This is a genomic window from Bradyrhizobium sp. ORS 285 (assembly GCF_900176205.1).
Classification (GTDB): Bacteria; Pseudomonadota; Alphaproteobacteria; order Rhizobiales; family Xanthobacteraceae; genus Bradyrhizobium.
Genome location: NZ_LT859959.1, coordinates 4,147,534 through 4,174,089, shown reverse-complemented (window position 1 = coordinate 4,174,089; position 26,556 = coordinate 4,147,534). Strand labels below are relative to the sequence as shown.

The following is a 26,556-nucleotide window of genomic DNA, read 5'->3' as shown; positions in this document are numbered from 1 at the left end:
GTGGCGAATAACAACGAGCCGAAGATCACAGTCGCCGCCGAGAACCGCAAGGCGCGGTTCAACTACGCGATCGAGGACACCATCGAGGCCGGCATCGCGCTGACCGGGACTGAGGTGAAGTCGGTCCGCAGCGGCAAGTCGACGATCGCGGAATCCTATGCGGATTCCCGCGACGGCGAGATCTGGCTGATCAACGCCAACATTCCCGAATATCTGCAGGCCAACCGCTTCAACCACGAGCCGAAGCGGCCGCGCAAGCTGCTGCTGCATCGCAAGCAGATCAACAAGCTGATGGGCGCGGTCGACCGCGAGGGCATGACGCTGATCCCGCTCAAGCTCTATTTCAACGAGCGCGGCCGCGCCAAGCTGCTACTCGCCATCGCCAAGGGCAAGAAGCTGCACGACAAGCGCGAGAGCGAGAAGAAGCGCGATTGGGGCCGCGAGAAGGGCCGGCTGCTGCGGGCGCGCGGGTAACGAGGCCTTAAGCTGTTGCCGCGCTCTCCTTTGCCGTCCGGCTGAGCAGGGAGGCGATCGATGAACCAGAAGAACCTGTTGGACGTCGATTGGAGCGTCATCCCGGCGCCGACCGATGATGGCGCAGCCGATCATCTGGCCGGCATGACACTTCCGTCGATCGGGCTCCGCGCCACCAACGATACGCTGGTCACACTGTCGGAGCTCCCGGGGCGCACGGTGGTGTTCGCCTATCCGCGCACCGGCGAGCCCGGCAAGGTGTCGCTCGTCGAGGACTGGGACATGATCCCGGGCGCGCGCGGCTGCACGCCGCAGACCTGCAGCTTCCGCGACCTGTTCGGCGAGCTCAAGGCCGCCGGCGCCGCGCATGTCTTCGGCCTGTCGACGCAGAGCAATGCCTATCAGACCGAAATGGCCTCGCGCCTGCATCTGCCGTTCCCGGTGCTCTCCGACGAGAAGCTCGAGCTGACGCAGGCGCTGCGGCTGCCGACGATGGAGATCGCCGGGCTGACCCTCATCAAGCGTCTCGCGCTGATCGTGGACGACGCCCGCATCACCCACGTGTTCTATCCGGTGTTTCCGCCGGACCGGAACGCGGGCGATGTGCTGGCGTGGCTGAAGGACAAACCCCTCGCTACGACATGATTGTACGAGAGGCGGGGTAGCGTGGGCAAAGCGGTCACCGAAGGTGGCAGCGTGCCCACCGTCGTTCGGCGAACGCATCAGCAAGATGGTGGGCACGGCGCCATCGCGATCCCGCGTGGGGAAAGAGCGGTGCTGCGCCTTTGCCCACCCTACGCGAGGCCGACCTAATCCAGCTCCGCCTTCACGCGCGCGAACACGGCGTGGAACATCTCGGTCGTCAGCACGCCGGTGTTCGTGTTGTAGCGCGAGCAGTGATAGCTGTCGTACAGCCTGATGCCGCCGGCCTGATGCACGGCGCCGTGGGCGAAGGGGGCGGCGACGGCGCGCAGGCCGAGCAGCTTCAGCATCGTGTCATGCGAGATGCGGCCGAGCGCGACGATGCTGCGCAGGCGGGGCATCGCGGCGATGCTGGCGCCGAGGAAGCTGCGGCACTGGTTGATCTCGGCCGGCAGCGGCTTGTTCTGCGGCGGCACGCAACGCACCGCGTTGCTGATGCGGCAATCGACCAGCGTCAACCCGTCGTCCGGGCGCGCCTCGAAGCGGCCTTTTGCAAAGCCGTAATGCAGCAGTGTCCCATAGAGCAGCTCGCCGGCGTAATCGCCGGTGAAGGGGCGGCCGGTGCGATTGGCGCCCTGCAGTCCCGGCGCCAGGCCGACGATCAGGAGGCGCGCGTTTGCATCCCCGAACGACGGAACGGGCGCGTTGAACCAGGATGGTTCGCGCGCCCGCTGCGTGTTGCGGAAATCAACCAGACGGGGACACAGCGGACAGTCGCGATCGGGATCGGTCGGATGTGCTGCTGAGGGAGGTGAGGCCGAATCGGTCTTCCGGGCGCCGCGCGCGACCGTTCTAGTCCTCGAAGTCGTCATCGGGGGACGTGGACGTGGTGGAGGGCGTGGGAGTCCGAGCGGCCGGCGCGGTCGAGCGCTGCAGGAACTGCGGCGAATGGTGACGCGGCTCGCGCGGGGCAGGGCGTTCGGACGGATCGCGGCCGAGCTTCGACTGCAGCTCGACGAGGTCGGTGAAGACGTCGGCTTGGCGGCGCAGCTCGTCGGCGATCATCGGCGGCTGGCTCGAGATCGTCGAGATCACGGTGACGCGAACGCCGCGGCGCTGCATCGCTTCGACCAGCGAGCGGAAGTCGCCGTCGCCCGAGAACAGCACCATCTGGTCGATGTGCTCGGCGAGCTCCATGGCGTCGACGGCGAGCTCGATGTCCATGTTGCCCTTGACCTTGCGGCGGCCGCTGGCGTCGATGAATTCCTTGGTCGCCTTGGTGACGACGGTGTAGCCGTTGTAGTCGAGCCAGTCGATCAGCGGGCGAATCGACGAGTACTCCTGATCCTCGATGATCGCCGTGTAGTAGAATGCACGCAGCAGCGTGCCGCGGCTCTGAAATTCCTTGAGCAGGCGCTTGTAGTCGATGTCGAAGCCGAGAGTCTTGGCTGTCGCGTATAGGTTGGCGCCGTCAATGAAGAGCGCAATTTTGTTGGTCGAAGATGACATTCAGTGTCTCGCGTTAAGTTAGCTTCTGTTTCTTGGCGCGACTCGAGGCCGGTCGCGCATTCCATTTCAAGATACTGCCAAGGATACAGCCAAGGCTTGCGCGGTTGATCTGGTGTGACGATACCGCAAATAGGAGTGATCGGGGCAACAAAGGCGCACTTGTGACGACGTAATGAAGCGTTTTCTTGTCCAAGGCCCGAATTCTGCGGATCCTGTGGGCATCGCCAGCCAAGGTTGCCGACCCGTACTCCTTGCCCCGTACCAAGGCCTGACACCAGTTTGGCCTTGCGAAAGCCGGTCAGTCTCTATAACTAGCCGAGCATAATCAGCATATTAAGCACACAAAGGACCGGAGCGACAATGGCGCGCGTCACTGTGGAAGATTGTATCGATAAGGTCGACAACCGGTTCGACCTGGTCCTCCTGGCCGCGCATCGCGCGCGCATGATCTCGTCGGGATCACAACTTACAATTGACAGAGATAATGACAAGAATCCCGTTGTGGCACTCCGGGAGATTGCGGATTCGACCATCTCTCCCGAGGATCTGAAGGAAGAACTGGTGCATTCGCTGCAGAAGTTCGTCGAGGTCGACGAGCCGGAGCCGGACACGGTGCCGCTGATCGGCTCGGCCGGTGCCAGCGTCGATGCCGACGACACCGAGGTCGCGGTCGAGCGCATGACCGAGGAAGAACTGCTGAAGGGCCTCGAGGGCCTCGCTCCTCCGGAGGAGCAGCCGGAAGAGGACGAGTGATCATCGTATCACCGTCCGCCGCAGCCCGGATTAACTTGTGAGAATGTGAAGGCCCGGACCTCGTCCGGGCCTTTGCATTTGAGCGGCGTTTCGTGATTACCATAGCGTTGCGGCAATCGCCTGCCGCCGGCGGATTCGGTCCCAAAGATAAAGGTTTAGTCATTTTCCATGGTGGTTCCGGGCCACACTCCACAGCAGATGCAGGCAGCGGCCGATCAGGCCGCGGTGGCGCCTCCGCCGCCGGCTGAACGGCCGCGCTCGCAGAAGCCGCGCTCGCGCATGATGCGCCAGTATGACCTCGTCGAGCGGGTCCGCTCCTACAATCCGGATACTAACGAGGATCTCCTCAACCGGGCGTATGTGTACGCGATGAAGGCGCACGGCTCGCAGACCCGTGCCTCCGGCGATCCATATTTCACCCATCCGCTCGAGGTCGCGGCCATTTTGACCGACCTGAAGCTGGACGACGCGACCATCGTCGCGGCGCTGCTGCACGACACGATCGAGGACACCGAGGCGACCCGTGCCGAGATCGACCGCTTCTTCGGGCCGGAGATCGGTGCGCTGGTCGAGGGCCTCACCAAGCTGAAGCGCCTCGAGCTGGTCTCGCGCGAGGCCAAGCAGGCCGAGAACCTGCGCAAGCTGTTGCTGGCGATTGCCGATGACGTCCGTGTGTTGCTGGTCAAGCTCGCGGATCGGTTGCACAACATGCGCACGCTCGAATTCGTGCCGGAGGCCTCGCGCCGCCGTATCGCCGAGGAGACGCTCGACATCTATGCGCCCCTTGCCGGGCGCATGGGCATGCAGGAGATGCGCGAGGAGCTCGAGGATCTCTCGTTCCGCACGCTCGACCCGCAGGCCTACAGCGTGGTCATGCAGCGGCTCGATGCGCTGGCGGATCGCAATCGCAACCTGATCGGCGAGATCGAGAGCCAGCTGGCGCGCAAGTTTCGCGACCATGGCCTGACCGCGCGCGTGTTCGGCCGCCGCAAGCGGCCCTTCTCGATCTGGACCAAGATGGAGCGCAAATCCATCGGCTTCGAGCAATTGTCCGACATCTTCGGCTTCCGCGTGATCATGCCGGATCTCGAATCCTGCTATCGCGCGCTCGGCATCGTGCATACGACCTGGCCGGTCGTGCCGGGCCGCTTCAAGGACTACATCTCGACGCCGAAGCAGAACGACTATCGCTCGATACACACAACTGTGATCGGTCCTGGCAAGCAGCGCGTCGAACTGCAGATCCGCACCGAGGACATGGACCAGATCGCCGAGCTCGGCATCGCCGCCCACGCTTTCTACAAGGACGACATCGGCTCGCCGACCGAGCTGCTCAAGCGCGAATCCAACGCATTCGCATGGCTGCGTCACACCATTGGCATTCTCTCGGAGAGCGCCAATCCGGAGGAATTCCTCGAGCATACCAAGCTCGAGCTGTTTCACGATCAGGTGTTCTGCTTCACGCCGAAGGGAAAGCTGATCGCGCTGCCGCGCCACGCAAATGTGATCGACTTCGCCTACGCCGTCCACACCGACGTCGGCAACAGCGCGGTCGGCTGCAAGATCAACGGCAAGTTCGCAGCGCTGTCCTCGGAGCTGCAGAACGGCGACGAGGTCGAGGTGCTGACCTCGGATGCGCAATCGGCGCCGCCCTCGGCCTGGGAGACGCTCGCGATCACCGGCAAGGCGCGGGCGGCGATTCGGCGCGCCACGCGCACCGCCGTGCGCGATCAATATGCCGGGCTCGGCCGGCGCATCGTCGAACGCCTGTTCGAGCGAACCAAGCTCGAATATGCCGACGACAAGCTCAAGGGCGCGCTGCCGCGCCTGGCGCGCGCCTCGGTCGAGGACGTGATGGCCGCGGTCGGCCGCGGCGAGATCAAGGCGTCCGACGTCGCGCGCGCGATGTATCCGGACTACAAGGAAGAGCGCGTCGTGCGCTACGGCGCCAAGAAGACGGCTGCGCCGGCAGGCGCGGCAAAGGCGGCAACGTCGCCGGCGGCCGAGCCGCACCGCGGCCCGTTCGCGATTCCGATCAGCGGGCTCAATTCCGGCCTGCCGGTGAAGTTCGCGCCCAATGGCGGCGCGGTGCCGGGCGACCGCATCGTCGGCATCGTCACGCCGGGCGAGGGGATCACGATCTATCCGATCCAGTCGCCGGCGCTGAAGGATTTCGAGGAGGAGCCCGAGCGCTGGCTCGACGTGCGCTGGGACGTCGACGAGACCTCGCCGCAACGCTTCCCCGCGCGCATCCGCGTCGAGAACGTCAACGAGCCCGGCAGTCTCGCGCAGGTCGCGACCGTCATCGCCGAGCATGACGGCAACATCGACAATATCAGCATGAGCCGGCGCTCGCCTGACTTCACCGAGCTCACGATCGACCTCGAGGTCTACGATCTCAAGCATCTCTCGGCGATCATCAACCAGCTGCGCGCCAAGACCATCGTGGCGCGGGTCGACCGGGTGAATGGCTAATCTGCGGGTTTGACGGCAGCGTTTCCATTGGCGATGCGTTAAACCAGCAATCTGCGTTTCGAGAACTCTGCGAGCCCCGCCGATGTCCCATCCCCCGAAGCTGCGCCTCGGCGTCAATGTCGATCACATCGCCACGTTGCGGAATGCGCGGGGCGGCCGCTTGCCGGATCCGGTGCGGGCGGCCCTGTTGGCGATCGAGGCCGGCGCCGACGGCATCACCGCGCATCTGCGCGAGGACCGGCGGCACATCCGCGACGACGACATGGCCAGGCTCAAGGCCGAGATCTCCAAGCCCCTGAACTTCGAGATGGCGGCCACCGAGGAGATGGTGCGGATCGCGCTCGCGACCCGGCCGCATGCCTGCTGCCTGGTGCCGGAGCGGCGCGAGGAGCTGACCACCGAGGGCGGTCTCGACGTCGTTGGCCAGCACAACGCGCTGGCGCCTGCGATCGCGAGGCTCAGCGAGGCCGGCATCCGCGTCTCGCTGTTCATTGCCGCCGATCCGGCGCAGATCGAGATGGCGGCACGGCTGCGCGCGCCGGTGATCGAGATCCACACCGGCGGCTGGTGCGACGCCATCACCGACGGCCATCACGACAAGGCGGAGGCCGAATGGCAGCGCATCGTGGCCGGCGCCCGGCAGGCCTATGCGGCCGGGCTCGAGGTCCATGCCGGCCACGGTCTCGATTATGCGACCGCCGAGCAGATAGCGACCTTGCCGGAAATCCGCGAGCTCAACATCGGCTACTTCATGATGGGCGAGGCGCTGTTCGTGGGCCTTGCCGAGACGGTGCGGAGCATGCGTGCGGCGATGGATCGGGGCCGCGCCCGGGCCGGCGTGTAGGAACACGCCAGCATGATCATCGGCATCGGCTCCGACCTGATCGACATCCGCCGCGTCGGCGAGGTGATCGAGCGCCATGGCGAGCGCTTCCTGAACCGGATCTTCACCCCGGCCGAGCGCGCCAAGGCCGAGCGGCGGGCCAAGAACGAGAAGATGGTCATCGCCACCTATGCCAAGCGCTTCGCCGCCAAGGAGGCGTGCTCCAAGGCGCTCGGGACGGGCATCCGGCAGGGCGTGTGGTGGCGGGACATGGGGGTGGTCAACCTGCCGGGTGGCCGGCCGACGATGCAACTCACGGGAGGTGCCGCCGAGCGGCTGAAGGCGCTGACGCCTGCGGGGCACGAGGCCCGGATCGACCTGTCGATCACGGACGACTGGCCGCTGGCGCAGGCCTTCGTCATCATCTCGGCGGAGCGAAGCGAGCCGGCCTGACCCCCGTTCACCATTGGGCGATAAAACAAAAAAACAATCGATTCCAGAGGGTTATGCAGTTTTGATGCGGCCCTTGATTGCGCCGCTCCGCGCAGTCGTCTAAAACCCGCAGCGAATGAGCCGGCTTCACCGGGCGGATTCTGGGTCAAACCGGAGTTGGCCTTAACCACCAGAATCAGGACAGACTCCTTTAAACCGCGGAACAGTACGTTGTTCGCGGACGGAGGGGTGTTATGCAACGGCTGGCGAATCCTCGGACCATTCGCCAGAGACTTCGCCAAGAGACATTGGCCAAGGGACAGTGAAAGAGCGATGAGCGTGACCTCCGGAACCAAGACTGAGAGCGGCCTCGGTGAAACCGTTCGTGTCGTCGTTCATGCCCTCCTGATCGCGCTGGTGATCCGCACCTTTCTGTTCCAGCCCTTCAACATCCCCTCGGGCTCCATGAAGGCGACGCTGCTGGTCGGCGACTATCTGTTCGTCTCGAAATATTCCTATGGCTACAGCCATTTCTCGATCCCGCAGTCGCCCAACATCTTCTCGGGGCGCATCTTCGGCTCGGAGCCGCGGCGCGGTGACATCGTGGTGTTCCGGCTGCCGAAGGACACCGAGATCGACTACATCAAGCGCGTGATCGGCCTGCCCGGCGACCGCATCCAGATGCGGGATGGCCTGCTGTACATCAACGACACGCCGGTCCAGCGCGAACGGCTGTCCGATTTCGTCGGCGAGGATCCCTGCGGCACGGCCGACTCCATTGCCCGCGTGAAGCGCTGGAAGGAGACGCTGCCGAACGGCGTCAGCTACGAGAGCTTGGATTGCTTCGACCACGGACCTTACGATAATACTGACGTATACACTGTGCCGCCCGGCAATTTCTTCATGATGGGCGACAACCGGGACAACTCCACTGACAGCCGGGTGCCGACGGCGGTCGGCTACGTCCCGTTCGAAAACATCATCGGCCGCGCCCAGATGATCTTCTTCTCGATTCGGGAAGGCGAGCATGCCTGGGCGTTCTGGCGCTGGCCGATGTCCATCCGTTGGGAACGTCTGTTCAAAATCGTGCGATGATCGACGACTCACACGATATCAGGACCACGCAGGCCGCCGCGGCGAGCCCGCAAGCCGGCGCGACCGCCCTCGAGGCCGCGCCGAAGGCGGCGCCGCGCCCGAAGCCTGAGGTGAAGGCCGAGCCCAAGAACGAGACCAAGACCGAGACAAAGACCGAGACTAAGAGCGAGGCGAAGGCCGAGACTAAGAGCGAAGCCAAACCTGACGCCAAGATCGAGGCGAAGCCGGACACCAGGCCGAGCAGTGCCGACGCGAGCGGGACGGTTGCGGAGCAGGGACCGGAGATCGCCGCGCCCGACGCCGGTACCGACTCCCATGAGAAGCCAGGCAAGGCCAAGGGCAGCCGTCGCACCAAGAGCGCCGGGAGCGGCGCTACGAAGAGCGCCAAGGTCGCTGAGAAGGCGGCCAACGCCGCCATCGAGGCCCGCATCGGCCATCGCTTTGCCGATCCGTCGCTGCTCAGCACCGCCTTCACCCATGTCTCGGCGCTGAAATCCTCCAAGAAGCGCGGCGACAGCTATCAGCGGCTCGAGTTCCTCGGCGACCACGTGCTCGGCCTGATCGTCTCCGACATGCTGTATCGCTCGTTTCCGAGCGCCGACGAGGGCGAATTGTCGAAGCGCCTGGCCGACCTCGTGCGCAAGGAGAGCTGCGCCGACGTGGCCAAGTCGCTCGGCCTGCTCGACGACATCAAGCTCGGCGCGGTCGGTGCCGGTGCCGGCGCGCGGCTGCGCAAATCGGTACTGGGTGACGTCTGCGAGGCGGTGATCGGCGCGATCTTCCTCGATGGCGGCTACACCGCCGCCTCCGGCTTCGTCGAGCGCAACTGGACCGAGCGCATGCACAAGCCGCGGCGTCCGCTACGCGATCCCAAAACCGTGTTGCAGGAATGGGCGCAGGGCAAGGGCCTGCCGACGCCGGTCTATCGCGAGGTCGAGCGCACCGGTCCGCATCACGATCCGCAATTCCGCGTCGCTGTCGATCTCCCCGGCCTGGAGCCGGCCGAAGGCGTTGGCGGCTCGAAGCGCGCGGCAGAGAAGGTGGCAGCATCCGTCATGATCGAGCGCGAAGGCGTCAGCGGCGGCAGCAATGACGGCTGAACAACAGGCCGGGCCGGCGACCGCGACCCGATGCGGTTTCGTCGCGCTGATCGGCGCCCCCAATGTCGGCAAGTCGACCCTCGTCAATGCGCTGGTCGGCTCCAAGGTCACCATCGTCTCACGCAAGGTGCAGACGACGCGCGCCCTGATCCGCGGCATCGTGATCGAAGGCCAATCGCAGATCATCCTTGTCGACACGCCCGGCATCTTCTCGCCGAAGCGAAGGCTCGACCGCGCGATGGTCACGACCGCCTGGAGCGGCGCGCATGACGCCGATCTCGTCTGCGTGCTGCTCGACGCCAAGAAGGGCATCGACGACGAGGCGCAGGCGATCATCGACAAGGCGGCTTCGGTTGCGCACGAGAAGATCCTGGTCGTCAACAAGGTCGACCTGGTGCCGCGCGAAAAGCTGCTGGCGCTGGTCGCGGCCGCCAATGAGAAGCTGTCCTTCGCGCGCACCTTCATGATCTCGGCGATCTCGGGCGACGGCGTCGACGATCTCCGGCGCGCACTGGCGGAGATGGTCCCGCCGGGACCGTTCCACTACCCCGAAGACCAGATGTCCGACGCGCCGATGCGCCACCTCGCGGCCGAGATCACCCGCGAGAAGATCTATTCGCATCTGCATCAGGAGCTGCCGTACCAGTCCACGGTCGAGACCGACAGCTGGACCGAGCGCAAGGACGGCTCGATCCGCATCGAGCAGACGATCTTCGTGGAGCGTGACAGCCAGCGCAAGATCGTGCTCGGCAAGGGCGGCGCGACCATCAAGTCGATCGGCGCCCAGTCGCGCAAGGAGATCGCCGAGATCACCGGCGTGCCGGTGCACCTGTTCCTGTTCGTGAAGGTGCGTGAGAACTGGGGCGACGATCCCGACCGCTATCGGGAGATGGGGCTCGAGTTCCCCAGGGAATGACGATGAGCGTGCCGCGCAACGTGTTGTGGTTCGAAGTGCTGCTCTACATCTCCTTGATGCTGGATGCGCTGTCGGTTGCCGTGTCGGACCGCACGCCGACCTTCGACATGACCGAATCCATGATCACGCAGCAGACGATCTTCAGCGGGGTCATGATCCTGCTGCTGTTCTATTTCGTCTATCTGGCGGCGCAGCGGCGCAAGAACTGGCCGCGCTGGGTGCTGCTCGGTGCGCTGGTCCTGTCCGACATCGGGCTGATCGAGGTCATCAGCCAGAAGGGCATGACACTCGACGCCGGCATCGAGGTCATCTCCTGCGCGCTGACCACGATCGGCCTGTACTACTCGTTCACCGGCGATGCGCGCGGCTGGTTCGACGCGTGATGTTGGCGTGTAGGGTGGGCAAAGCGTAGCGTGCCCGCCGCGACAGTCGCGTTGCTGCGGATGGTGGGCACGCTGCGCTTTGCCCACCCTACGATTTCGTTGTTGGGGCGCGACCGTCGGGTCGTGCTCCCCGGAGACCGTCTCCCGATGGAATGGACCGATGACGGCATCGTGCTCGGCATCCGGCGTCACGGCGAATCCTCCGCCGTCGTCGAGTTGCTGACGCGTGAGCATGGCCGGCATCTCGGCCTCGTCCGCGGGGCCAGCGGCAAGCGGATGCGGCCGGTGCTGCAGCCGGGCAACACGGTACGCGCGATCTGGCGAGCGCGGCTCGACGAGCACCTCGGCATGTACACGATCGATGGCTTGACCTTGCGGGCGGCCGATTTGATGTCGGCTTCCCACGGCGCCTATGGGGTCACGCATCTGGCGTCGCTGGCGCGGCTGTTGCCGGAGCGGGATCCGCACGAGGACATGTATTTCAGGCTCGAACATGCGCTCGATGATTTCGCCGATGCCGGCGGCGCCGCCGCCCATATCGTGCGCTTCGAGCTCGCAATCCTCACCGAACTCGGCTTCGGCCTCGATCTCGAATCCTGTGCCGCGACAGGCGAGACCACCGATCTGATCTATGTCTCGCCGAAATCCGGCGGCGCGGTGTCGCGCAGCGCCGGGGCCCCTTGGGCCGACCGGTTGCTGCCGTTGCCGCAATTCCTGCGCGAGAGCGACGAGGACCATGGCTGGTCCGATCAGGATCTCCTCGACGGTTTCCGCCTGACCGGCCTGTTCCTGCTGCGCCACGTCCTGGAGCCGCGTGGGCAGGTCCACTCCGATGCGCGCGAGGGCTTCATCAACGCGATGACGCGCGCCCGGGGCCGCCTCGCGCGGTCGGCGGAGTGAGCCGCCGCATCCCGGAAAGCACGCAGCACGCGTGATGTCTTTCACAGTCTCGTCTGGAGAGTGGTTGTAATCTAAAGCCCCGGGACAGACATCCCGGCCGGCGTCCACGCGCCGTGATCGAAACCGCCCACGGGCACACGGGGAGGCGACCATGCCTTTGAAGGACTATTCGCTCTTGAAGGGAAGGCCCATCGGCAACCGTCTCGCGACGGGGAGCAGCCCGCACTATCAGGTGCAGGTGTCAGCTGATGGCGAGCTTTATCGCATCGCCATCAACGTCCGTTCTCAGGACGGCAGCGAAGTCGAATTCCTGGTCCGCTCGCGTTTCGAGCATCCGATCGTCGATGGCTTGAAGGACTTCTCGGAAGGGCTGCATCCGCTGCCGAGCAAACCGGGCGGCGTGGCGCTCGACTTCATCCGCGGCAACCTGATGCAGCCCTGGGAGCTGAAGCCGCTGCCGTTGTCGGCGGCCGGTCCCGACAATGATCTCAACGAGAAGATCGACGCTTACGTGCAACGTGCGATGTCGGACGAGAATGCGTTCATCTACGCTTTCGGCGTCGCCTGGGGACCGGAGGACAAGGCCGACCGCTATTTCGGTTTCAAGCCTGGCCGCGGCATCCACGACATCCATTTCAACCAGGGCAATCCGCCCGGCAAATTCGCCGGTGACAACGGGCCGTGGCAGGATGGCGGGCTGATCTTCGAGTTTCCCGATCAGCAGCAATGGGTCGCGATCTTCCTCAAATTCCAGACCCAGGCCTGGCATTCGGACGATGCCAGCGGCGAGGTCATTCTGCCTCGCGATCCGGATCATCCGGAAGCGCCGCATACGCCGCCCGACCGCGACCACATTCCGCCACTCGACGTGCCCGACGGGCTGGTGCGCATCATCGCGGCCTATGTCAACGACGTGCGCACACCGGAGCACGAGACGGTGACGCTGCTCAACACCGCCGACGTCGACATCGATCTCGACGGCTGGCAGATCAAGGACAAGCAGAAGAACGTCATGCGGCTGACAGGCACGATCGCGCGCGGCGCGACCATGGTGGTTCCGATCACCGCGCCGGTGGCGCTGTCCAACAAGGGCGGCATCATCACGCTGTTGAACGCGGCGGCCGTCAAGGTGCACGGCGTGTCCTATACGCGAGAGCAGGCCGCCCAGCCGGGCCGCACCATTCCGTTCCAGTCCTGAGCCGCGCTTCGCACCCGTGTCCTGGCCGACAGGACACGGGTCGGCGCACTGGCGCCCTGGCTGGCCGGCGTGTACTCCTCTGATGCAGTTCGCTGGTCCGCGAGGGAGCTCAGTGTGGCTTGCAGCGCGGCGCTGATGCCGAGGAGAGCGTGATGGGACTTCTGGTCGACGGCCAATGGCATGACGTCTGGTACGACACGGCAGCGTCCGGCGGCCGCTTCATCCGCAAGGACTCGGCCTTCCGCAGCTTCGTGACATCAGATGGCAGTCCGGGGCCGACCGGCAGCGGGGGCTTCAACGCGGAGGCGGGGCGCTATCATCTCTATGTCAGCCTCGCCTGTCCCTGGGCGCACCGCACCCTGATCATGCGCGCGCTGAAGGGGCTGGAAGGGATGATCTCGGTGTCGGTCGTACACTGGCTGATGCGCGAGCAGGGCTGGACCTTTGCCGATGGGCCAGGCGTCGTCGCCGATGGCATCAATCATGCCGAGGTTCTGCACCAGGTCTATACCGCGGCCGATCCGCATTATTCCGGCCGGGTCACCGTGCCGGTGCTGTGGGACAAGGCGCAGCGGAGGATCGTGAACAACGAGTCCTCCGAGATCATCCGGATGTTGAACTCGGCCTTCGACGGTATCGGAGCCGCGCCAGGCGATTACTATCCTGAAGCCCTGCGCGCCGAGATCGACGCGATCAATGCGCGCATCTACGACACGCTCAACAACGGCGTCTACAAATGCGGCTTCGCGACCACGCAAGCCGCCTATGAGGAGGCGATCGCGCCGCTGTTCGCGACGCTGGATTGGCTCGAGGAGCGCCTGGCGACGCGCCGCTTCCTGCTCGGTGACGCCATGACTGAGGCCGATATCCGCCTGTTCACGACGCTGATCCGCTTCGATGCCGTCTATGTCGGCCACTTCAAGTGCAACATCCGCCGCATCGCCGATTATCCGCATCTCGCGGCCTATACGCGCGATCTTTACCAATGGCCGGGAATCGCCGCGACGGTGAATTTCCAGCACATCAAGGGGCATTATTACGAGAGCCACCTCACCATCAATCCCACGGGCATCGTGCCGGTCGGACCGCAGCAGGACTTCACCGCGCCGCATGGCCGCGAGCGGCTCGCGTCTCGCTGATCGCCATGGCAGGCGAACGTAACCTCGGCGCGCTGCTGCTGAAGATGACGCCCGAGTTGCAGGAGGGTGTCTTCGTGTTCTGCAGCCTGGCTGCCGGCCACGAGCCTCCCGCTGCGCTGACGCCGCTGATGCTGTTTCGTGAGCGTGAAGGCCTCACGCTGATCGTCCGGCGTGAGGAGGCCGAGCAGGCCGGCCTGACCTATCAGTTCGCCGCCCGCCTGATCACGCTATCGGTGCATTCCGCGCTCGACGCGGTCGGCTTCCTGGCCGCCGTGACCACGGCGCTGGCGGCCGCCGGCATCAGCGTCAATGCGGTCTCGGCGTTTCATCATGATCACCTGTTCGTACCTGAAGCGCAGGCGGAGCAGGCGCTGACCGTTCTGCGGGAGATGTCCCGCAACGCCAAGTGAATCCGCGGATCGGCACCGCAGTCAGGCTTTGCCCCTGCTGTGCCTGCGTCTCGCTGGGGGCGGCTTCTTGCGTGGGGCCGGCCGGGATCGCGTGGTTCGTGCGGCGCGGGGAGCGGGCGGCCGGCGCGGTCCCGTCAGCGTCCGCGCGGCCTGTGCCCGCACCAGGTCCATCAGCATCATCGCTGCCGGCGACAGGGTCCGGCCCTTCAGCCGCAGGATGCCGAACTGCGCCAGCAGCAGGTCCGACGCGCGTGGCTCGCTTAGTTCAGCTATGTTGAGTCGAACCAACTGGCCGGAGGCGAGCTCCTGGGTGAGAACCGCATCGCCGGCGACGAGAATGACGTCCGAGCGCAGCGCCATCTGCACCAGCAGGCCGGCATTCTCGGATTCGAGCGCGACCTCGAAGCCGCGTTCCCCCGGCGACGCGATCAACTCATCCAGTCGCCGGCTGAATTCCGGCGGCAGCGCGACCGAGGCGAAGTGCTGGCCGGCGAGATCGCGGGCCGAGAGTTCGCGCCGTCCGGCCAGGGGATGCGCGGCCCGGCAGTAGAAATGTCCGGGCAGGCTGCCGAGCGGCTCGATCTCGAGGCTGTCATCGGCGCGGATCTCGGTGGTGTGCGCCAGGAAGAAATCGAGCTTGCCCTGTTGCAGCACCTCCATGAGAGCACGCCAATTGTCCTGCACGACCGTCAAGCGCACCGACGGATGCTCCGAATACAGCCGTGCCATCGCGTCCGGCAGCAGCGTCAGGCCCGTGAACGCGCCGACGCCGACCGTCACCTCGCCGGCATCTCCCGAGCGCAGCAGCCGCATCTCGCGGCCGAGATCGTCGGCGCCCGACAGCAGCGCGCGGGCGCGCGCCACCAGCCGCTCACCGACGGGGGTGATCTCGACCGAGCGCGAGCTGCGGTCGAACAGCCGCATCCCCGCGCTGTCCTCCAAGCTCTGCAAGCTGCGGCTCAGCGCTGACTGCGTGACGTGCGCGCGCTTGGCGGCGCGGGCGAAATGCCGCTCTTCCGCCAGGTAGACCAGCTGCTGCAACTGCCGCAGGGAGGGCGTGTGCATCGATGACACCAGCTCATTGATCCTGCCATAACAATTCATTGGATTTCTGAGCCGGTCAATCCCACAATGGCAGAAACAAATTGCGGGGAACGCCGGAGCGAGGCCGATCAGCTCGGGCTTGAGACACGGCGCCGCCCTATAAGAGGCTTTTCATGCCCAATGGCGCACAAGCTCTGATCCGGACCCTGGTCAATTCCGGCATTCGGGTCTGCTTCACCAATCCCGGCACCTCTGAGATGCATTTCGTCGCGGCGCTGGATTCCGCCCCGGAGATGCGCGCGGTGCTGTGCCTGTTCGAAGGCGTCGCGACCGGCGCGGCGGATGGCTACGCCCGTATGACCGGCATGCCCGCGGCAACGCTGCTGCATCTCGGCTGCGGGCTCGGCAACGGCCTCGCCAACCTGCACAATGCGCGCAAGGGCAAGGTCCCCGTGGTCAACATCGTCGGCGACCACGCCACCTATCACGTCCCATATGACGCGCAGCTCCAGTCCGACATCGAGACCGTCGCACGCAACGTCTCGCCGAATTTCGTCTGGACGTCGCAGGTGACCTCCGAGCTGTGCCGCGACGCCGTCGCGGCGGTGAAGGCGGCGTGCTCGTGGCCGGGCCAGGTCGCGACCTTGATCCTGCCCGCCGACGTGTCCTGGGGCGAGGGCGGCGTGCCCGAGCCGGGTCCGGACATCGAGCGTCCGCCGCCGGCCGATGATGCGACCGTGCAGGCGGTCGCCGACATCATCAAGGCGGGCGGCCGCTGCGCGTTGCTGCTCGGCGGCACGGCGCTGCACGAGGAGTCGCTGCTGTGGGCCGCGCGCATTGCCGCGGCTTGCGGGGTGAAGGTGTTCGCCGAGACGTTTCCGACGCGCATGGAGCGCGGCGCCGACCTGCCGCAGGTCGAGCGCATCGCCTATCTTGCGGAGATGGCGCAGGTCCAGCTCAAGGAGATCGATACGCTGATCCTGGTCGACGCCAAGGCGCCGGTGTCGTTCTTCGCCTATCCCGGCAAGCGCAGCTATCTGCCGCATGACGGCTGCGAGGTCGTGACCTTGTCGACGCCGTCGCAGGCCGCCGAATGCAGTCTGGCCCGGCTCGCCAAGGCCCTCGGGGCGGACGGCGCCACGCCGGTGGTGTCCGCGCCGTGGCGGCCCGGACGGCCGCGCGGCAAGAAGCTCACGGCGGAGAAGGTCTGCAAAGCCGTCGGTCATCTGCTGCCCGAGAACGCCATCATCGTCGACGAGGCGATCAGCTCCGGGCTGATGCTGCCGAAGTTCACCGCCGGTGCGCCGCGGCATGACCTGATCACCTTGACCGGCGGCGCGATCGGGCAGGGGCTGCCGAATGCGATCGGTGCGGCGATTGCCTGTCCCGATCGCCCGGTGATCGCGCTGATCGGCGACGGCAGCTCGATGTACACCATCCAGTCGCTGTGGACGATCGCCCGCGAACGCCTCAACGTCACCGCCGTCATCTTCAACAACGCCTCTTACTCCGTGCTCAATGTCGAGCTCGAACGCGTCGGCGCCGAGGAGATCGGGCCGAAAGCCAAGGCGCAGCTCGATCTACATGGTCCTGTGTTGAAGCTGGCGCAGATCGCCGACGGCATGGGCGTGCGCGCGACCCGCGTCAGCACGCCCGATGAATTCACCAACGCGCTGAAGGGCGCGCTGGAACGGCCAGGGCCGCATCTGATCGAGGCGATGGTGCCGCCGACGCTGAGCGGCCTCAAGCTGAAGCTGCTGCCGCATCTGCTGGGATCGCTCGACCGCATGCCGCTGCCGATGGCGCGCATGCTCAAGCGCAAGCTGGCGCCGTGAGATGAGCGCGATGCGGCAAGCCGATGTCGTCATCGCCGGCGGCGGCCTCGCCGGCATCGTCACCGCGCTCGAGGCGCTGCGCGCCGGCAAGTCGGTCATCATTATCGATCGCGATACGCCGGAGCGGTTCGGCGGGCTGGCGCTGTGGGCGTTCGGCGGCATGGCGCTGGTCGGCACACCCTTGCAGGCGCGGATGAAGATCCCGGACACGCCGGAGATCGCGCTGCGCGACTGGATCAGGTTCGGTGAGCTCGACGCAACAGAGCACTGGCCGCTGCAATGGGCGCGCTACTACGTCGAGCATTCGCGTAGCGAGGTCTACGACTGGCTCTCGTCGCATGGCGTGACCTTCATGCCCGCCGTGAACTGGGTCGAGCGCGGCCTCAACGGCGACGGCAATGCGCTGCCGCGCTATCACATTGTCTGGGGCACCTCGCGGCGGCTGACGCGCGTGATGATCGAGGCGATGCGCGCGGCGGACAACGGCGGCCGGCTGACGGTGCTGCATCGGCACCGCGTCGTCAGTCTCGATCGCGCCGGCGGCGCGGTATCGGGCGTTGTGGCTGTCAACGAGGAGACCGGCGCCGAGGTCCGCATCGCCGCGCCGCTGACGGTGCTCGCAATGGGCGGCATCAATGGCAGTCACGCGGAGGCGCGGGCGAACTGGCCGAAGGGACGGCCGCTGCCGGCATCCATGCTCAACGGCGCCCATCCGTTCTCTGACGGCAAGCTGCATCACCATGCGGCCGAGACCGTTGGCGCAGAGATCACCCGCGCCGGCGAGATGTGGAACTATGCCGCCGGAATCCCGCATCCGTTTCCGCATTTCGAGGGCCACGGCCTGTCGCTGGTGCCGTGCAAATCGGCGCTGTGGCTCAATCATCGCGGCGAGCGCATCGGTCCGGCGCCGCTGGTCACCTGCTTCGACACGCACGATCTCTGTGAGCGCGTCGCGGCGCAGGAGAAGCCGTATACGTGGCATCTCTTGAACTGGCGCATCGCAGCCAAGGAGTTCGCGATATCAGGCGCCGAGCACAACCTCCGCATCCGCGAGCGGCAGATGCCGATGTTCCTCAAGGAGACGCTGTTCGGCAATCATCGCCTGGTGAGGCAGATGCAGCGCGAGAGCCGGCATTTTCTGGTCGACGAGACGCTCGCAGGTCTTGCGGCCAAGATGAATGCGCTGACCGGAACGGCCGATGTCAAGCCCGAGGTGCTGCAGGCCACCGCCGATGCCTTCGACGCCAACTTCGCGAATGGCGACAAGCTCCACAATGACGATCAGATCCGCCGCATCCTGCACGCCCGGCAATGGGGCCCGGACAAGCTCCGCACCTGCAAGCCCGCGCCACTGCAGATGAGTGGGGCAGGCCCTTACATCGCCATTCACATGCAGCTCATCACCCGCAAGAGCCTCGGCGGCCTCAAGACCGACCTGCACAGCCGTGTGCTCGATGGCGCAGGCAACCCGATCAGCGGCCTCTACGCCGTCGGTGAAGCGGCAGGCTTCGGCGGTGGCGGCGCCTCGGGCAAGCGATCGCTGGAGGGAACCTTTCTGCCAGGCTGCATCCTCACAGCACGCGCAGCAGTGCGGGCGATGTAACGGGCGCCAAGGGCCGATAGAAGCAAGTCCTCGCATCACAACTGGTGCGCTCCCTCTCCCCGTTCTTACGGGGAGAGGATTGGGGTGAGGGGCCGCCGCACGGGAGGTGTTTGCGGCTCTGTGCGTGGAACACAGCTGTAAAGTTTTTCGCCACCCCCTGTCGATCCGCCCCTCGCGCGTTCGTCTTCCAGGCATCAGCCATGGAGACCCCTCATGAAGATCTACTGGATCAAGGCCCAGGCGCCGCGCCGCGTGCTCGCGCTGGTCAAGCATCTCGGCGTTCCCGCCGAGTTCATCGATATCACGCGTGGCCTAAAGACCCCGGAGTTCGCCGCGCTCAATCCGAACATGAAGGCGCCGGCGCTGGTCGACGGCGACACCGTGCTGTGGGAGTCCACCGCCATCATGACGCATCTCTGCATCCGCGAAAGCTGCGACATGTGGCCGATGCGCCATCCGCAGGAGCAGGTCGAGGTGCTGCGCTGGCTGGCCTGGACCGACAGCCATTGGAATCCGGCCGTCGCGCCGTTCTATTTCGAGCACATCGTGCGAAAGAATTTTAACCTCGGCGCGCCCAACCGCGCGGCGCTGGTCGACAAGGTCGCGCCGCTCAAGACCTGCGCGTCCGTGCTCGATGCCCACCTGCGCTCGCACAGCCACATCGCCTGCGACCGGCTGACCATCGCGGATTTCGCGGCGGCGTCGATGGCGACCGACTGGCGCGAGGCCGAGATGCCGCTGGAAACGTTTCCAAGCATCGTGCGCTGGCTCGACAGCCTGATGCGGCTGCCGGCCTGGGCCGAGCCGTGGCCCGAGAAGCAGTCGGCCGCCGCGTAGATTCTACGGCTGCACCGTGCCGTGGCCGAGCTGCTTGGAGATCTCGGCGGCGCAGGCGCGCAGCCGGTTCGCCAGCGGCGACTCCCAGCCGGCATCGAAGGTGCCGGCCGGGCCCATCGCGGTGATGACCAGCGCGACGTGGCCGGCGTGATCGAACACCGGCGCGGCAAAGGCATTGACGCCGGGCAGGGGATCGCCGACGGCGCGGGCAAGGCCCTGCGCGCGCACCTCGGCCAGCATCTCCGCGACCTTCGGACTCTTCGGCGCGCGCTTCGGATTGTAGCCGACGCCGAGATGATCGAGGCCGGAGTCGAGCGCGGCCTTGATTGTCTTCGGCGGCAGGAACGCCGCGAACGCGCGCCCCGTCGCGGTCTCCAGCAGCGCCATGATCGAGCCGACGCGCATCACGATGTGCACGGCATGGCTCGGCTCCTCCAGCCGCACCACGGTCGGCCCGTTGGTGCCCCACACCGCGAGCGACACGGCGTGATCGATCGCGCTCGCGAGGGCTGCGATCTTCGGCGTCGCGATCCGCACTGCGGACAGCCGCCGCAGGCTGATCAGGCCGAGCTCCAGCGCGAGCGGGCCGATCTCGTAGCGGCCGGTGGTTTCGTCCTGCTCGATCAGGCCGATGCGCGAGAAGCTGACGAGATAGGGATGCGCCTTGGCCGGCGGCAGCCCGGCCTCGCGGGCGAGGTCGCGCAGCATCATCGGCTCGCCGCTGCGCGCCAGGGCCTGCAGCAGCGCGCCGCCGACCTCGATCGACTGGATGCCGCGGCTCTCTCGTCCCATGATCTGTGGTGCCCCCTGGTTCGGCTGCTGCCTACACCGCCAGGAAGCCGCCGTCGACCGGCAAGGTCACGCCGTTGACGTAGGAGGCCATGTCGGAGACCAGGAACGCGACGGGACCTGCGAGCTCCTCCGGCTGGCCGACGCGGCCGAGCGGCGTACGGCTCATGAAGCCTTTGAGCCGCTCCGGATCGTTGCGCGTGGACTCGGTCATCGCGGTCGCGATCACGCCGGGCGCGATCGCATTGACGCGGATGCCGTCGGCGGCGAGCTCGCGCGCCAGCGCCTGCGTCAGCGACTTCACGCCGCCCTTGGACGGCGAATAGCCGAGCGTGTTGCTGATCCCGACGAAGGAGGCGACGGAGGCGATGTTGACGATCGTGCCGCGCGTCTCGCGCAACGCGGCGAGAAACGCATAGGTGACGTTGAACACGCCGTTGAGATTGACGTCGAGCACGCGCTGCCAATTCTCTGGAGCGCGAGGCGAGTCGATGTTCTCACGGATGATGATGCCGGCATTGTTGACGAGGATGGAGATCGCGCCGACCTCGGCGCGCAGCTGCGCCGCCAGCGCCTTGCAGCCGGCGGCGTCGGTGACATCGAGCCGATGCGCCCACGCCTTGCGGCCGTGGCCGCGGATCTCGGCCGCACAGCGCTCGGCGCCCTCCAGGTCGATGTCGGTGATGACGACGTCAGCGCCGTGGCCCGCGAGCCCCAGCGCAATCGCGCGGCCATTGCCATGCGCCGCGCCGGTGACCAGCGCGAGCTTAGCCGTCAACATCTGCTGGTCGCTCATGCGGCGCTCCTTTGCTTGCCGCGTTCGGCGAGATGCCGGCCGGCAATGTAGCCGAAGGTCAGCGCCGGTCCGAGCGTGATGCCGGCGCCGGGATAGTTGCCGCCCATGATGCTCGCCATGTCGTTGCCGGCGGCATACAGCCCCTCGATCGGCTGGCCCTGCGCATCGAGGGCGCGGGCGTGCTCGTCGGTGCGGATGCCGGCATAGGTGCCGAGATCGCCGATCACCATCTTGATGGCATAGAACGGCCCGTCCTTGATCGGCGCCACGCACGGGTTCGGTCCATGCAGCGCATCGCCCTGATAGCGGTTATAGGCGCGTGAGCCCTTGCCGAAGCTCGGATCCTGGCCGAGCGCCGCGTCGGCGTTGAACGCGGCGACGGTCGCCTCCAGCGACATCGCGTCGATGCCGGTGACGCGCGCGAGCTCGGTGAGCGTCGCGCCGCACTTGAGATACCCGGTGCTGAGATGATGTCCGAGCGGCATCGGGAACGGCGGCACGCAGCCGAGGCCGTAGCGGCGCAAGGAGCGATGATCGGTGATCAGGAAGGCTGCGATCTCGCGGCCAGGCTTCGCGGCCTTGACCATCGCCTGCACGAAATCGTGGTAGGAATTGCCTTCATTGGCGAACCGCACGCCGTCGGCGGTCACCGCGATCACGCCCGGTTTGGCGCGGTCGATGAAGTGCGGCATCACGCCCTTGCTGCCGTCCTTGCGCGTGGTGACGGAGACCGGCACCCAGGCCGCCGCATGCGGCAGCCCATCCTCGACGCGGCCGCCGACGGCTTCCGCCAGCCGCAAGCCGTCGCCGGTGTTGCCGGTGGGGCCCGGCGAAAAATGCTCCTGGCCGCTTGGCGCATGCGGAAACATCGCTTTGCGCCTGATGACGTCATGCGGGAAGCCGCCGCAGGCGAGCACCACACCGAGCCGCGCATTCACCCTGACACGCTTGCCCTGCCGCGTGATGACGGCGCCGCGCACGGCGTCGCCGTCGCGGATCAGCTCGGCGACCGGCGAGGACAGCCACAGCGGAATGCCGAGATCGAAGGCGGACTTTGCGAGCCGTCCCGCGAGCGCATTGCCGTTGGTCAACGTCATGCCGCGGCCGTGACGCAGGACATCCATCGCATGCTTCGACAGCCGCTTGGCGACGTAGAACGCCGATGTCAGCGACTTCGTCGCGCGCATGAAATGGATGATCTCCTTGCCGGAGCCGAGCATCATGCCGAACACGGTGAGCTCGGGCAGGGGCTGCCCGAGATCCTTGATGTGGTCGCCCAGTTCGCGCCCGTCGAACGGCCGCGTGACCATCGAGCGGCCGCCCTGCGTGCCGCCCGGCGCCTCCGCGTGATAGTCCGGAAAGGTCAGCGGCATGTCGAACTTCAGCGCGGTCTTGCTGGTGAAGAAGTCGACCGCCTCCGGCCCCTTGGTCAGAAACGCGTCGACGCGCGCAGCGTCATAGCTGTTGCCGGCCTCGTGGCGCAGATAGGTGCGCGCCAGCTCGGGCGGCTCGTCGATGCCCCAGGCCTTCGCCAGCGACGTGCCGGGAATCCACAGCCAGCCGCCGGAGCGCGCCGTGGTGCCGCCGAAGCGCGGCTCCTTCTCGGTGACGACGACCTTCAGCCCGGCATGGGCGGCGGTGACCGCCGCCGACAGCCCGGCGCAGCCGGAGCCGACCACCAGCACGTCGCAATCATAGGTCTCGCCGGTTCTGGGATCAGCTCCGCTCATGCGCGTGCTCCTACTTCTTCAACAGCGGGCACTTGGATTCGGAGACCGGCCGGAACGCATCCTCGCCCTTCACGGTCTTGACGATCTCCAGATAGTCCCACGGCTCCTTGGATTCCGACGGCTTCTTGACCCGCGCGAGATACATGTCGCGGATGACGCGGCCGTCCTCGCGCAGCTTGCCGCCGTGCACGAAGGTATCCTCGATCGGCAGCTCGCGCATCTTTGCCATGACCGCCTTGGGATCGTCGGTGCCCGCCGCCTTGATGGCCTTGAGATAATGCAGCACCGAGCCGTAGACGCCGGTCTGGATCATCGTCGGCATCACCTTGGTGCGGGCATAGAACTTCTTCGACCAGGCGCGGGTGGCCTCGTCCATGTTCCAGTACGACGCGGTCGTCATGTAGGTGCCCTGCGCGGCCTCGAGTCCGATCGCATGCACGTCGGTGTCGAACATCAACAGGCCCACCAGCTTCTGTCCGCCCTTGACGAGACCGAACTCGCCGGACTGCTTGATCGCGTTGTCGGTGTCCTGGCCGGCATTGGCGAAGGCGACGACGTCGGCCTTCGAGCTCTGCGCCTGCAGCGCGAACGAGGAGAAGTCGGCGGTGTTGGTCGGATGCTTGACGCCGCCGAGGATGGTGCCGCCGAGCTCCTTGATGAAGCGCGTGGCGTCCTTCTCCAGCTGCTGGCCGAACGCGTAGTCCGCAGTGATGAAGTACCAGGACTTGCCGCCCTGGCTGATGACGGCCGACGTCGTGACCTTGGACAGCGCGTAGGTGTCGTAGGTGAAGTGCACGGTGTTCGGGCTGCACAGCTCGTCGGTCAGCGAGCTCGCGCCGGGGCCGGACAGCAGCGCGATCTTGTTGCGCTCGCGCACCATGTTGTGCACGGCGATGGCGATGCCGGAATTGGGAATGTCGACCACGGCGTCGACCTTGCCGTTGTCGAACCAGTCACGCACGACCGTGGTGCCGACGTCGGTCTTCATCTGATGATCGGCGCTGATGATCTCGATCGGCTTGCCGAGCACGGTGGGGCCGAACTCCTCAAGGGCCATCTTGGCGGCTTCGACGGACCCCGGGCCGCTGTTGTCGCGGCCCCAGCTGGAGAGGTCGGTCAGCACGCCGATCCGGACCACGTCGTCGGAGACCTGGGCTGATGCGTTGGTCGCGATGAGTGATGTGGTTGCCAGAAACGCGCAGGCGAGCAGTTGCCGTCGCATGAAGATCCTCCCCGGTTCGTCCGCTCTGTCGGCGGTGATGCCGGGAAGTTAGGCAATGGCGAATAGATTTGTCAATGACGAATAGGCGCGGTGCGGCGCACAACCGCCTCCGGCGAGGTCGGATGTACTCATGGTCCCGGAAAGCAGCGAGCCACGACAGACAATGAAAAAGCAGGCGTTGGCCTTTACCATCCGTTTGAGGGGGAGGGCCTGCGGTCTTACCCCAGGATGACGGGTGGGCTGATCGTAATAAGGTCCACTCTACACGCGCGGCATAAGCTGTAATTCAAGCAGTGCCAGCCGTTGCATCACCGTGGGATCGCGCTCGCCGGTCTTGGCGGTTCGTAGCACCGACTCGGCGAGCCAAGTGACGTGTGTCGAACTCACAGGTTCGGGCAGGGCGGCCACCGCGCCGTTGAGCGCCTGGGTCATCAGTTCGATCACGTCGGGCGAAAAGGCAGCGTCTGAAAAGTCCTTCATAGCAGGCTGTCCGCAGCAGGAGCTTCGACTGACAATCACGCATTACGCTGCGAGGCTCGAGAATTTCATCTGAACCAACGCGGCTCGCCGCAGCCCGGTTCCGGCCGGCTGCTGCTTCGGATGTGCAGAAACGCGTATCTCCCATGCGCAAACTGCCCGTCGAGCCAATCTGCCGCAGTTGCGTGAGCTTGTGTCGTCGGGCAAATCAGGACGATGTTTCCGCGCATCCCGCCTCACATCGGAGGGGCGTTGCGCGCGATCGTCACGACACGCGAGGCGGGGAGCGGTGGCCTGTCGGCTCGCAGCGTGCCCTTGGGTGCGTGGACGAACGAGCCCGGCAGGACGATGAAGTCGCAGCGTCCTGGCGCCCCGATGCTGGCGTCAAGTCGGCGATGGATGCCCTCGGGGCATCGCGCTGATGACGGTGGCTAACAAGCCCGGACACCGGGGAGACTGCGTATAAGTCGGAAGCCCATCGCGCAGGGAGGGCCGGGTCGTCCGGCTGACCCGTGGTACCTGCCGCCTGCATTCTTTCTCGCAGGCGGGCCACGGACCTCAGTCGAGGTCCGGCCTTCCCTGCGCCCTCTGTAGAGAGGGTGATTTAACTTGATAGCTCGGGCGCGAATTGCGTCGCGAGAAGGAAGACACGCATGCCTGATGCAAAGGCTCGATGGACGTGGAGCAATTGCCAACCCCGAGTTCGTCATGCCCGGGCTTGTCCCGGGCATCCACGTCGTTCGGCGGACGTGGTGCGACGTGGATGGCCGGGACAAGCCCGGCCATGACGAGCAAGAGTTGACGGTCTCCCGCCTCATCAGCACCGAATGCTGCCTCAGCGACGCCGAAGTTGGAACTACCCCCTGATGAACGCCAGCAGGTCCGCGTTGATCACATCTGCATGGGTTGTGGCCATACCGTGCGGGAAGCCCGGATAGGTCTTCAGGGTCCCATGCTTCAGCAGCTTGATGCCGATACGCGCGGAGTCATCGATCGGCACGATCTGGTCATCCTCGCCATGCATCAAAAGCGCCGGCACGTCGATCGCCTTGAGGTCCTCGGTGAAGTCGGTCTCGGAGAACGCCTTGATGCAATCATAGTGCGCCTTGGCGCCGCCCATCATGCCCTGCCGCCACCAATTGCGGATCACGCCTTCGGAGATCTTGGCGCCGTCGCGGTTGAAGCCGTAGAACGGGCCGGTCGGGATATCCAGGAAGAACTGCGCGCGGTTGGCGGCGAGCGCCGTGCGGAAGCCGTCGAACACCTCGATCGGCAGTCCGCCCGGATTGCTCTCGGTCTTCAGCATGATCGGCGGCACCGCGCCGAGCAGCGCGGCCTTGGCGACGCGGCCCTTGCCGTGCTTGGCCACATAACGCGCGACCTCGCCGCCGCCGGTGGAGTGGCCGACATGCACGGCGTCCCTGAGGTCCAGCTTGGCGGCAAGCGCGGCGACGTCGGCCGCGTAGGTGTCCATCTCGTTGCCGTTCTCGGTCTGGCTCGAGCGTCCGTGACCGCGCCGGTCATGGGCGATGACGCGAAAACCCTTGGCGAGGAAGAACAGCATTTGCGCGTCCCAGTCATCGGACGACAGCGGCCAGCCGTGATGGAAGACGATGGGCTGCCCCGACCCCCAATCCTTGTAGAAGATCTGCGTGCCGTCCGATGTCGTCACAAATCCTGAGCTCATGGGTCTGCCTTTCTGATGGGGGATCGGGGGACGCTCCGCGCCCGGGCTGGAGCCCTGCGAGGCGGCGTGGCAGCACCTTAGCGAGGGCGCGTGACGTTCTCAGCAATACTGAGGTATGTGCGACACTGTCGCGCCGTACGGGGATCGGCTCCGGCTGCTCAAATCGTGAGCTAACCGCCGTCTTGCAGGAGGAGCGAAGCTGGTCGATTTCTCCGCGTTCCCCGGGGTTCCGCGGCAGGTGCCAGCGAATCGGCTGGCGGAACCGGGCGACCCCATCGTTGCACCGC

The 26,556-nt window shown here is 66.0% G+C and carries 26 protein-coding genes; 17 read left to right on the top strand and 9 right to left on the bottom strand.

Features of this window, described 5'->3' with window-relative positions:
• A complete protein-coding gene (gene smpB / locus BRAD285_RS18865) occupies positions 1–474 on the top strand; it encodes an SsrA-binding protein SmpB (protein ID WP_006612724.1) in 474 nt (157 codons plus the stop codon).
• Between the two features lie 60 nt (positions 475–534).
• A complete protein-coding gene (locus tag BRAD285_RS18860) occupies positions 535–1,119 on the top strand; it encodes a peroxiredoxin (protein WP_006612725.1) in 585 nt (194 codons plus the stop codon).
• Between the two features lie 164 nt (positions 1,120–1,283).
• Here the strand turns inward: BRAD285_RS18860 and BRAD285_RS18855 are convergent, their stop codons facing one another.
• Together BRAD285_RS18855 and BRAD285_RS18850 are read right to left on the bottom strand one after the other, a co-directional pair.
• Positions 1,284–1,988 (bottom strand): uracil-DNA glycosylase, encoded by a 705-nt coding sequence (locus BRAD285_RS18855; RefSeq protein WP_006612726.1) that lies wholly within the window; start codon positions 1,986–1,988, stop codon positions 1,284–1,286.
• Positions 1,969–2,625 carry an NYN domain-containing protein gene (locus BRAD285_RS18850; protein ID WP_006612727.1) on the bottom strand — a complete coding sequence of 219 codons (657 nt, stop codon included), beginning with the start codon at positions 2,623–2,625 and terminating at the stop codon, positions 1,969–1,971. The genes BRAD285_RS18855 and BRAD285_RS18850 overlap by 20 nt, the downstream gene beginning before the upstream one ends.
• Before the next feature lie 360 nt (positions 2,626–2,985).
• On the opposite strand from BRAD285_RS18850, the gene rpoZ reads away from it, so the two are divergent.
• The 12 genes from rpoZ (at position 2,986) to BRAD285_RS18790 (ending at position 14,249) form a co-directional block, all read left to right on the top strand.
• Positions 2,986–3,378, top strand: a complete 393-nt coding sequence (gene rpoZ / locus BRAD285_RS18845; RefSeq protein ID WP_006612728.1) for a DNA-directed RNA polymerase subunit omega — start codon at positions 2,986–2,988, stop codon at positions 3,376–3,378.
• A gap of 168 nt (positions 3,379–3,546) precedes the next feature.
• The gene (locus BRAD285_RS18840; protein WP_006612729.1) at positions 3,547–5,853 is read left to right on the top strand and encodes a bifunctional (p)ppGpp synthetase/guanosine-3',5'-bis(diphosphate) 3'-pyrophosphohydrolase; all 2,307 of its coding nucleotides are present in this window, start codon (positions 3,547–3,549) and stop codon (positions 5,851–5,853) included.
• Positions 5,854–5,935: 82 nt separating this feature from the next.
• On the top strand, positions 5,936–6,697 hold the full coding sequence (locus BRAD285_RS18835) for a pyridoxine 5'-phosphate synthase (RefSeq protein WP_006612730.1): 762 nt from the start codon (positions 5,936–5,938) through the stop codon (positions 6,695–6,697).
• 12 nt (positions 6,698–6,709) lie between these two features.
• Entirely contained in the window at positions 6,710–7,129 is a 420-nt protein-coding gene (gene acpS, locus BRAD285_RS18830; protein WP_006612731.1) for a holo-ACP synthase, read from the top strand.
• 312 nt (positions 7,130–7,441) lie between these two features.
• On the top strand, positions 7,442–8,203 hold the full coding sequence (lepB, locus tag BRAD285_RS18825; protein WP_006612732.1) for a signal peptidase I: 762 nt from the start codon (positions 7,442–7,444) through the stop codon (positions 8,201–8,203).
• Positions 8,200–9,303, top strand: a complete 1,104-nt coding sequence (gene rnc, locus BRAD285_RS18820) for a ribonuclease III (RefSeq protein ID WP_006612733.1) — start codon at positions 8,200–8,202, stop codon at positions 9,301–9,303. The genes lepB and rnc overlap by 4 nt, the downstream gene beginning before the upstream one ends.
• Positions 9,293–10,219 (top strand): GTPase Era, encoded by a 927-nt coding sequence (gene era, locus BRAD285_RS18815; protein ID WP_006612734.1) that lies wholly within the window; start codon positions 9,293–9,295, stop codon positions 10,217–10,219. Before rnc ends, era begins: the two co-directional genes overlap by 11 nt.
• Positions 10,220–10,221: 2 nt before the next feature.
• Positions 10,222–10,602, top strand: a complete 381-nt coding sequence (locus BRAD285_RS18810) for a hypothetical protein (RefSeq protein WP_006612735.1) — start codon at positions 10,222–10,224, stop codon at positions 10,600–10,602.
• A gap of 147 nt (positions 10,603–10,749) precedes the next feature.
• Positions 10,750–11,502, top strand: coding sequence for a DNA repair protein RecO (recO, locus tag BRAD285_RS18805; protein WP_006612736.1), 753 nt, complete (start codon positions 10,750–10,752; stop codon positions 11,500–11,502).
• Between the two features lie 151 nt (positions 11,503–11,653).
• Positions 11,654–12,700, top strand: a complete 1,047-nt coding sequence (locus BRAD285_RS18800) for a DUF2278 family protein (protein ID WP_006612737.1) — start codon at positions 11,654–11,656, stop codon at positions 12,698–12,700.
• A gap of 152 nt (positions 12,701–12,852) precedes the next feature.
• Positions 12,853–13,839 (top strand): glutathione S-transferase family protein, encoded by a 987-nt coding sequence (locus BRAD285_RS18795; RefSeq protein WP_006612738.1) that lies wholly within the window; start codon positions 12,853–12,855, stop codon positions 13,837–13,839.
• Between the two features lie 5 nt (positions 13,840–13,844).
• Positions 13,845–14,249 (top strand): ACT domain-containing protein, encoded by a 405-nt coding sequence (locus BRAD285_RS18790; protein ID WP_006612739.1) that lies wholly within the window; start codon positions 13,845–13,847, stop codon positions 14,247–14,249.
• 21 nt (positions 14,250–14,270) lie between these two features.
• Here the strand turns inward: BRAD285_RS18790 and BRAD285_RS18785 are convergent, their stop codons facing one another.
• Entirely contained in the window at positions 14,271–15,314 is a 1,044-nt protein-coding gene (locus tag BRAD285_RS18785; protein ID WP_006612740.1) for a LysR family transcriptional regulator, read from the bottom strand.
• Positions 15,315–15,466: 152 nt separating this feature from the next.
• Here BRAD285_RS18785 and BRAD285_RS18780 point away from each other — a divergent pair, with 152 nt between their 5' ends.
• From BRAD285_RS18780 to BRAD285_RS18770, 3 genes are all read left to right on the top strand, one after another.
• Positions 15,467–17,128 (top strand): acetolactate synthase large subunit, encoded by a 1,662-nt coding sequence (locus tag BRAD285_RS18780; RefSeq protein ID WP_006612741.1) that lies wholly within the window; start codon positions 15,467–15,469, stop codon positions 17,126–17,128.
• A gap of 1 nt (position 17,129) precedes the next feature.
• A complete protein-coding gene (locus tag BRAD285_RS18775) occupies positions 17,130–18,731 on the top strand; it encodes an FAD-binding protein (RefSeq protein ID WP_006612742.1) in 1,602 nt (533 codons plus the stop codon).
• A gap of 213 nt (positions 18,732–18,944) precedes the next feature.
• A complete protein-coding gene (locus tag BRAD285_RS18770) occupies positions 18,945–19,568 on the top strand; it encodes a glutathione S-transferase family protein (RefSeq protein WP_006612743.1) in 624 nt (207 codons plus the stop codon).
• Positions 19,569–19,571: 3 nt separating this feature from the next.
• On the opposite strand, the gene BRAD285_RS18765 is transcribed toward BRAD285_RS18770, so the two are convergent.
• The 6 genes from BRAD285_RS18765 to BRAD285_RS18730 all read right to left on the bottom strand — a co-directional run bounded on the left by BRAD285_RS18765 (position 19,572) and on the right by BRAD285_RS18730 (position 26,269).
• Positions 19,572–20,360 (bottom strand): IclR family transcriptional regulator, encoded by a 789-nt coding sequence (locus BRAD285_RS18765; RefSeq protein ID WP_006612744.1) that lies wholly within the window; start codon positions 20,358–20,360, stop codon positions 19,572–19,574.
• A gap of 31 nt (positions 20,361–20,391) precedes the next feature.
• Positions 20,392–21,153 (bottom strand): SDR family NAD(P)-dependent oxidoreductase, encoded by a 762-nt coding sequence (locus tag BRAD285_RS18760; protein WP_006612745.1) that lies wholly within the window; start codon positions 21,151–21,153, stop codon positions 20,392–20,394.
• Complete coding sequence (locus BRAD285_RS18755) at positions 21,150–22,883, bottom strand: FAD-dependent oxidoreductase (RefSeq protein WP_006612746.1); 1,734 nt, start codon at positions 22,881–22,883, stop codon at positions 21,150–21,152. The genes BRAD285_RS18760 and BRAD285_RS18755 overlap by 4 nt, the downstream gene beginning before the upstream one ends.
• Positions 22,884–22,893: 10 nt before the next feature.
• Positions 22,894–24,105 carry an ABC transporter substrate-binding protein gene (locus tag BRAD285_RS18750; RefSeq protein ID WP_006612747.1) on the bottom strand — a complete coding sequence of 404 codons (1,212 nt, stop codon included), beginning with the start codon at positions 24,103–24,105 and terminating at the stop codon, positions 22,894–22,896.
• A gap of 261 nt (positions 24,106–24,366) precedes the next feature.
• Complete coding sequence (locus tag BRAD285_RS18745) at positions 24,367–24,585, bottom strand: hypothetical protein (protein WP_006612748.1); 219 nt, start codon at positions 24,583–24,585, stop codon at positions 24,367–24,369.
• Between the two features lie 853 nt (positions 24,586–25,438).
• The gene (locus BRAD285_RS18730; protein ID WP_006612751.1) at positions 25,439–26,269 is read right to left on the bottom strand and encodes an alpha/beta fold hydrolase; all 831 of its coding nucleotides are present in this window, start codon (positions 26,267–26,269) and stop codon (positions 25,439–25,441) included.
• Positions 26,270–26,556: the final 287 nt, after the last annotated feature.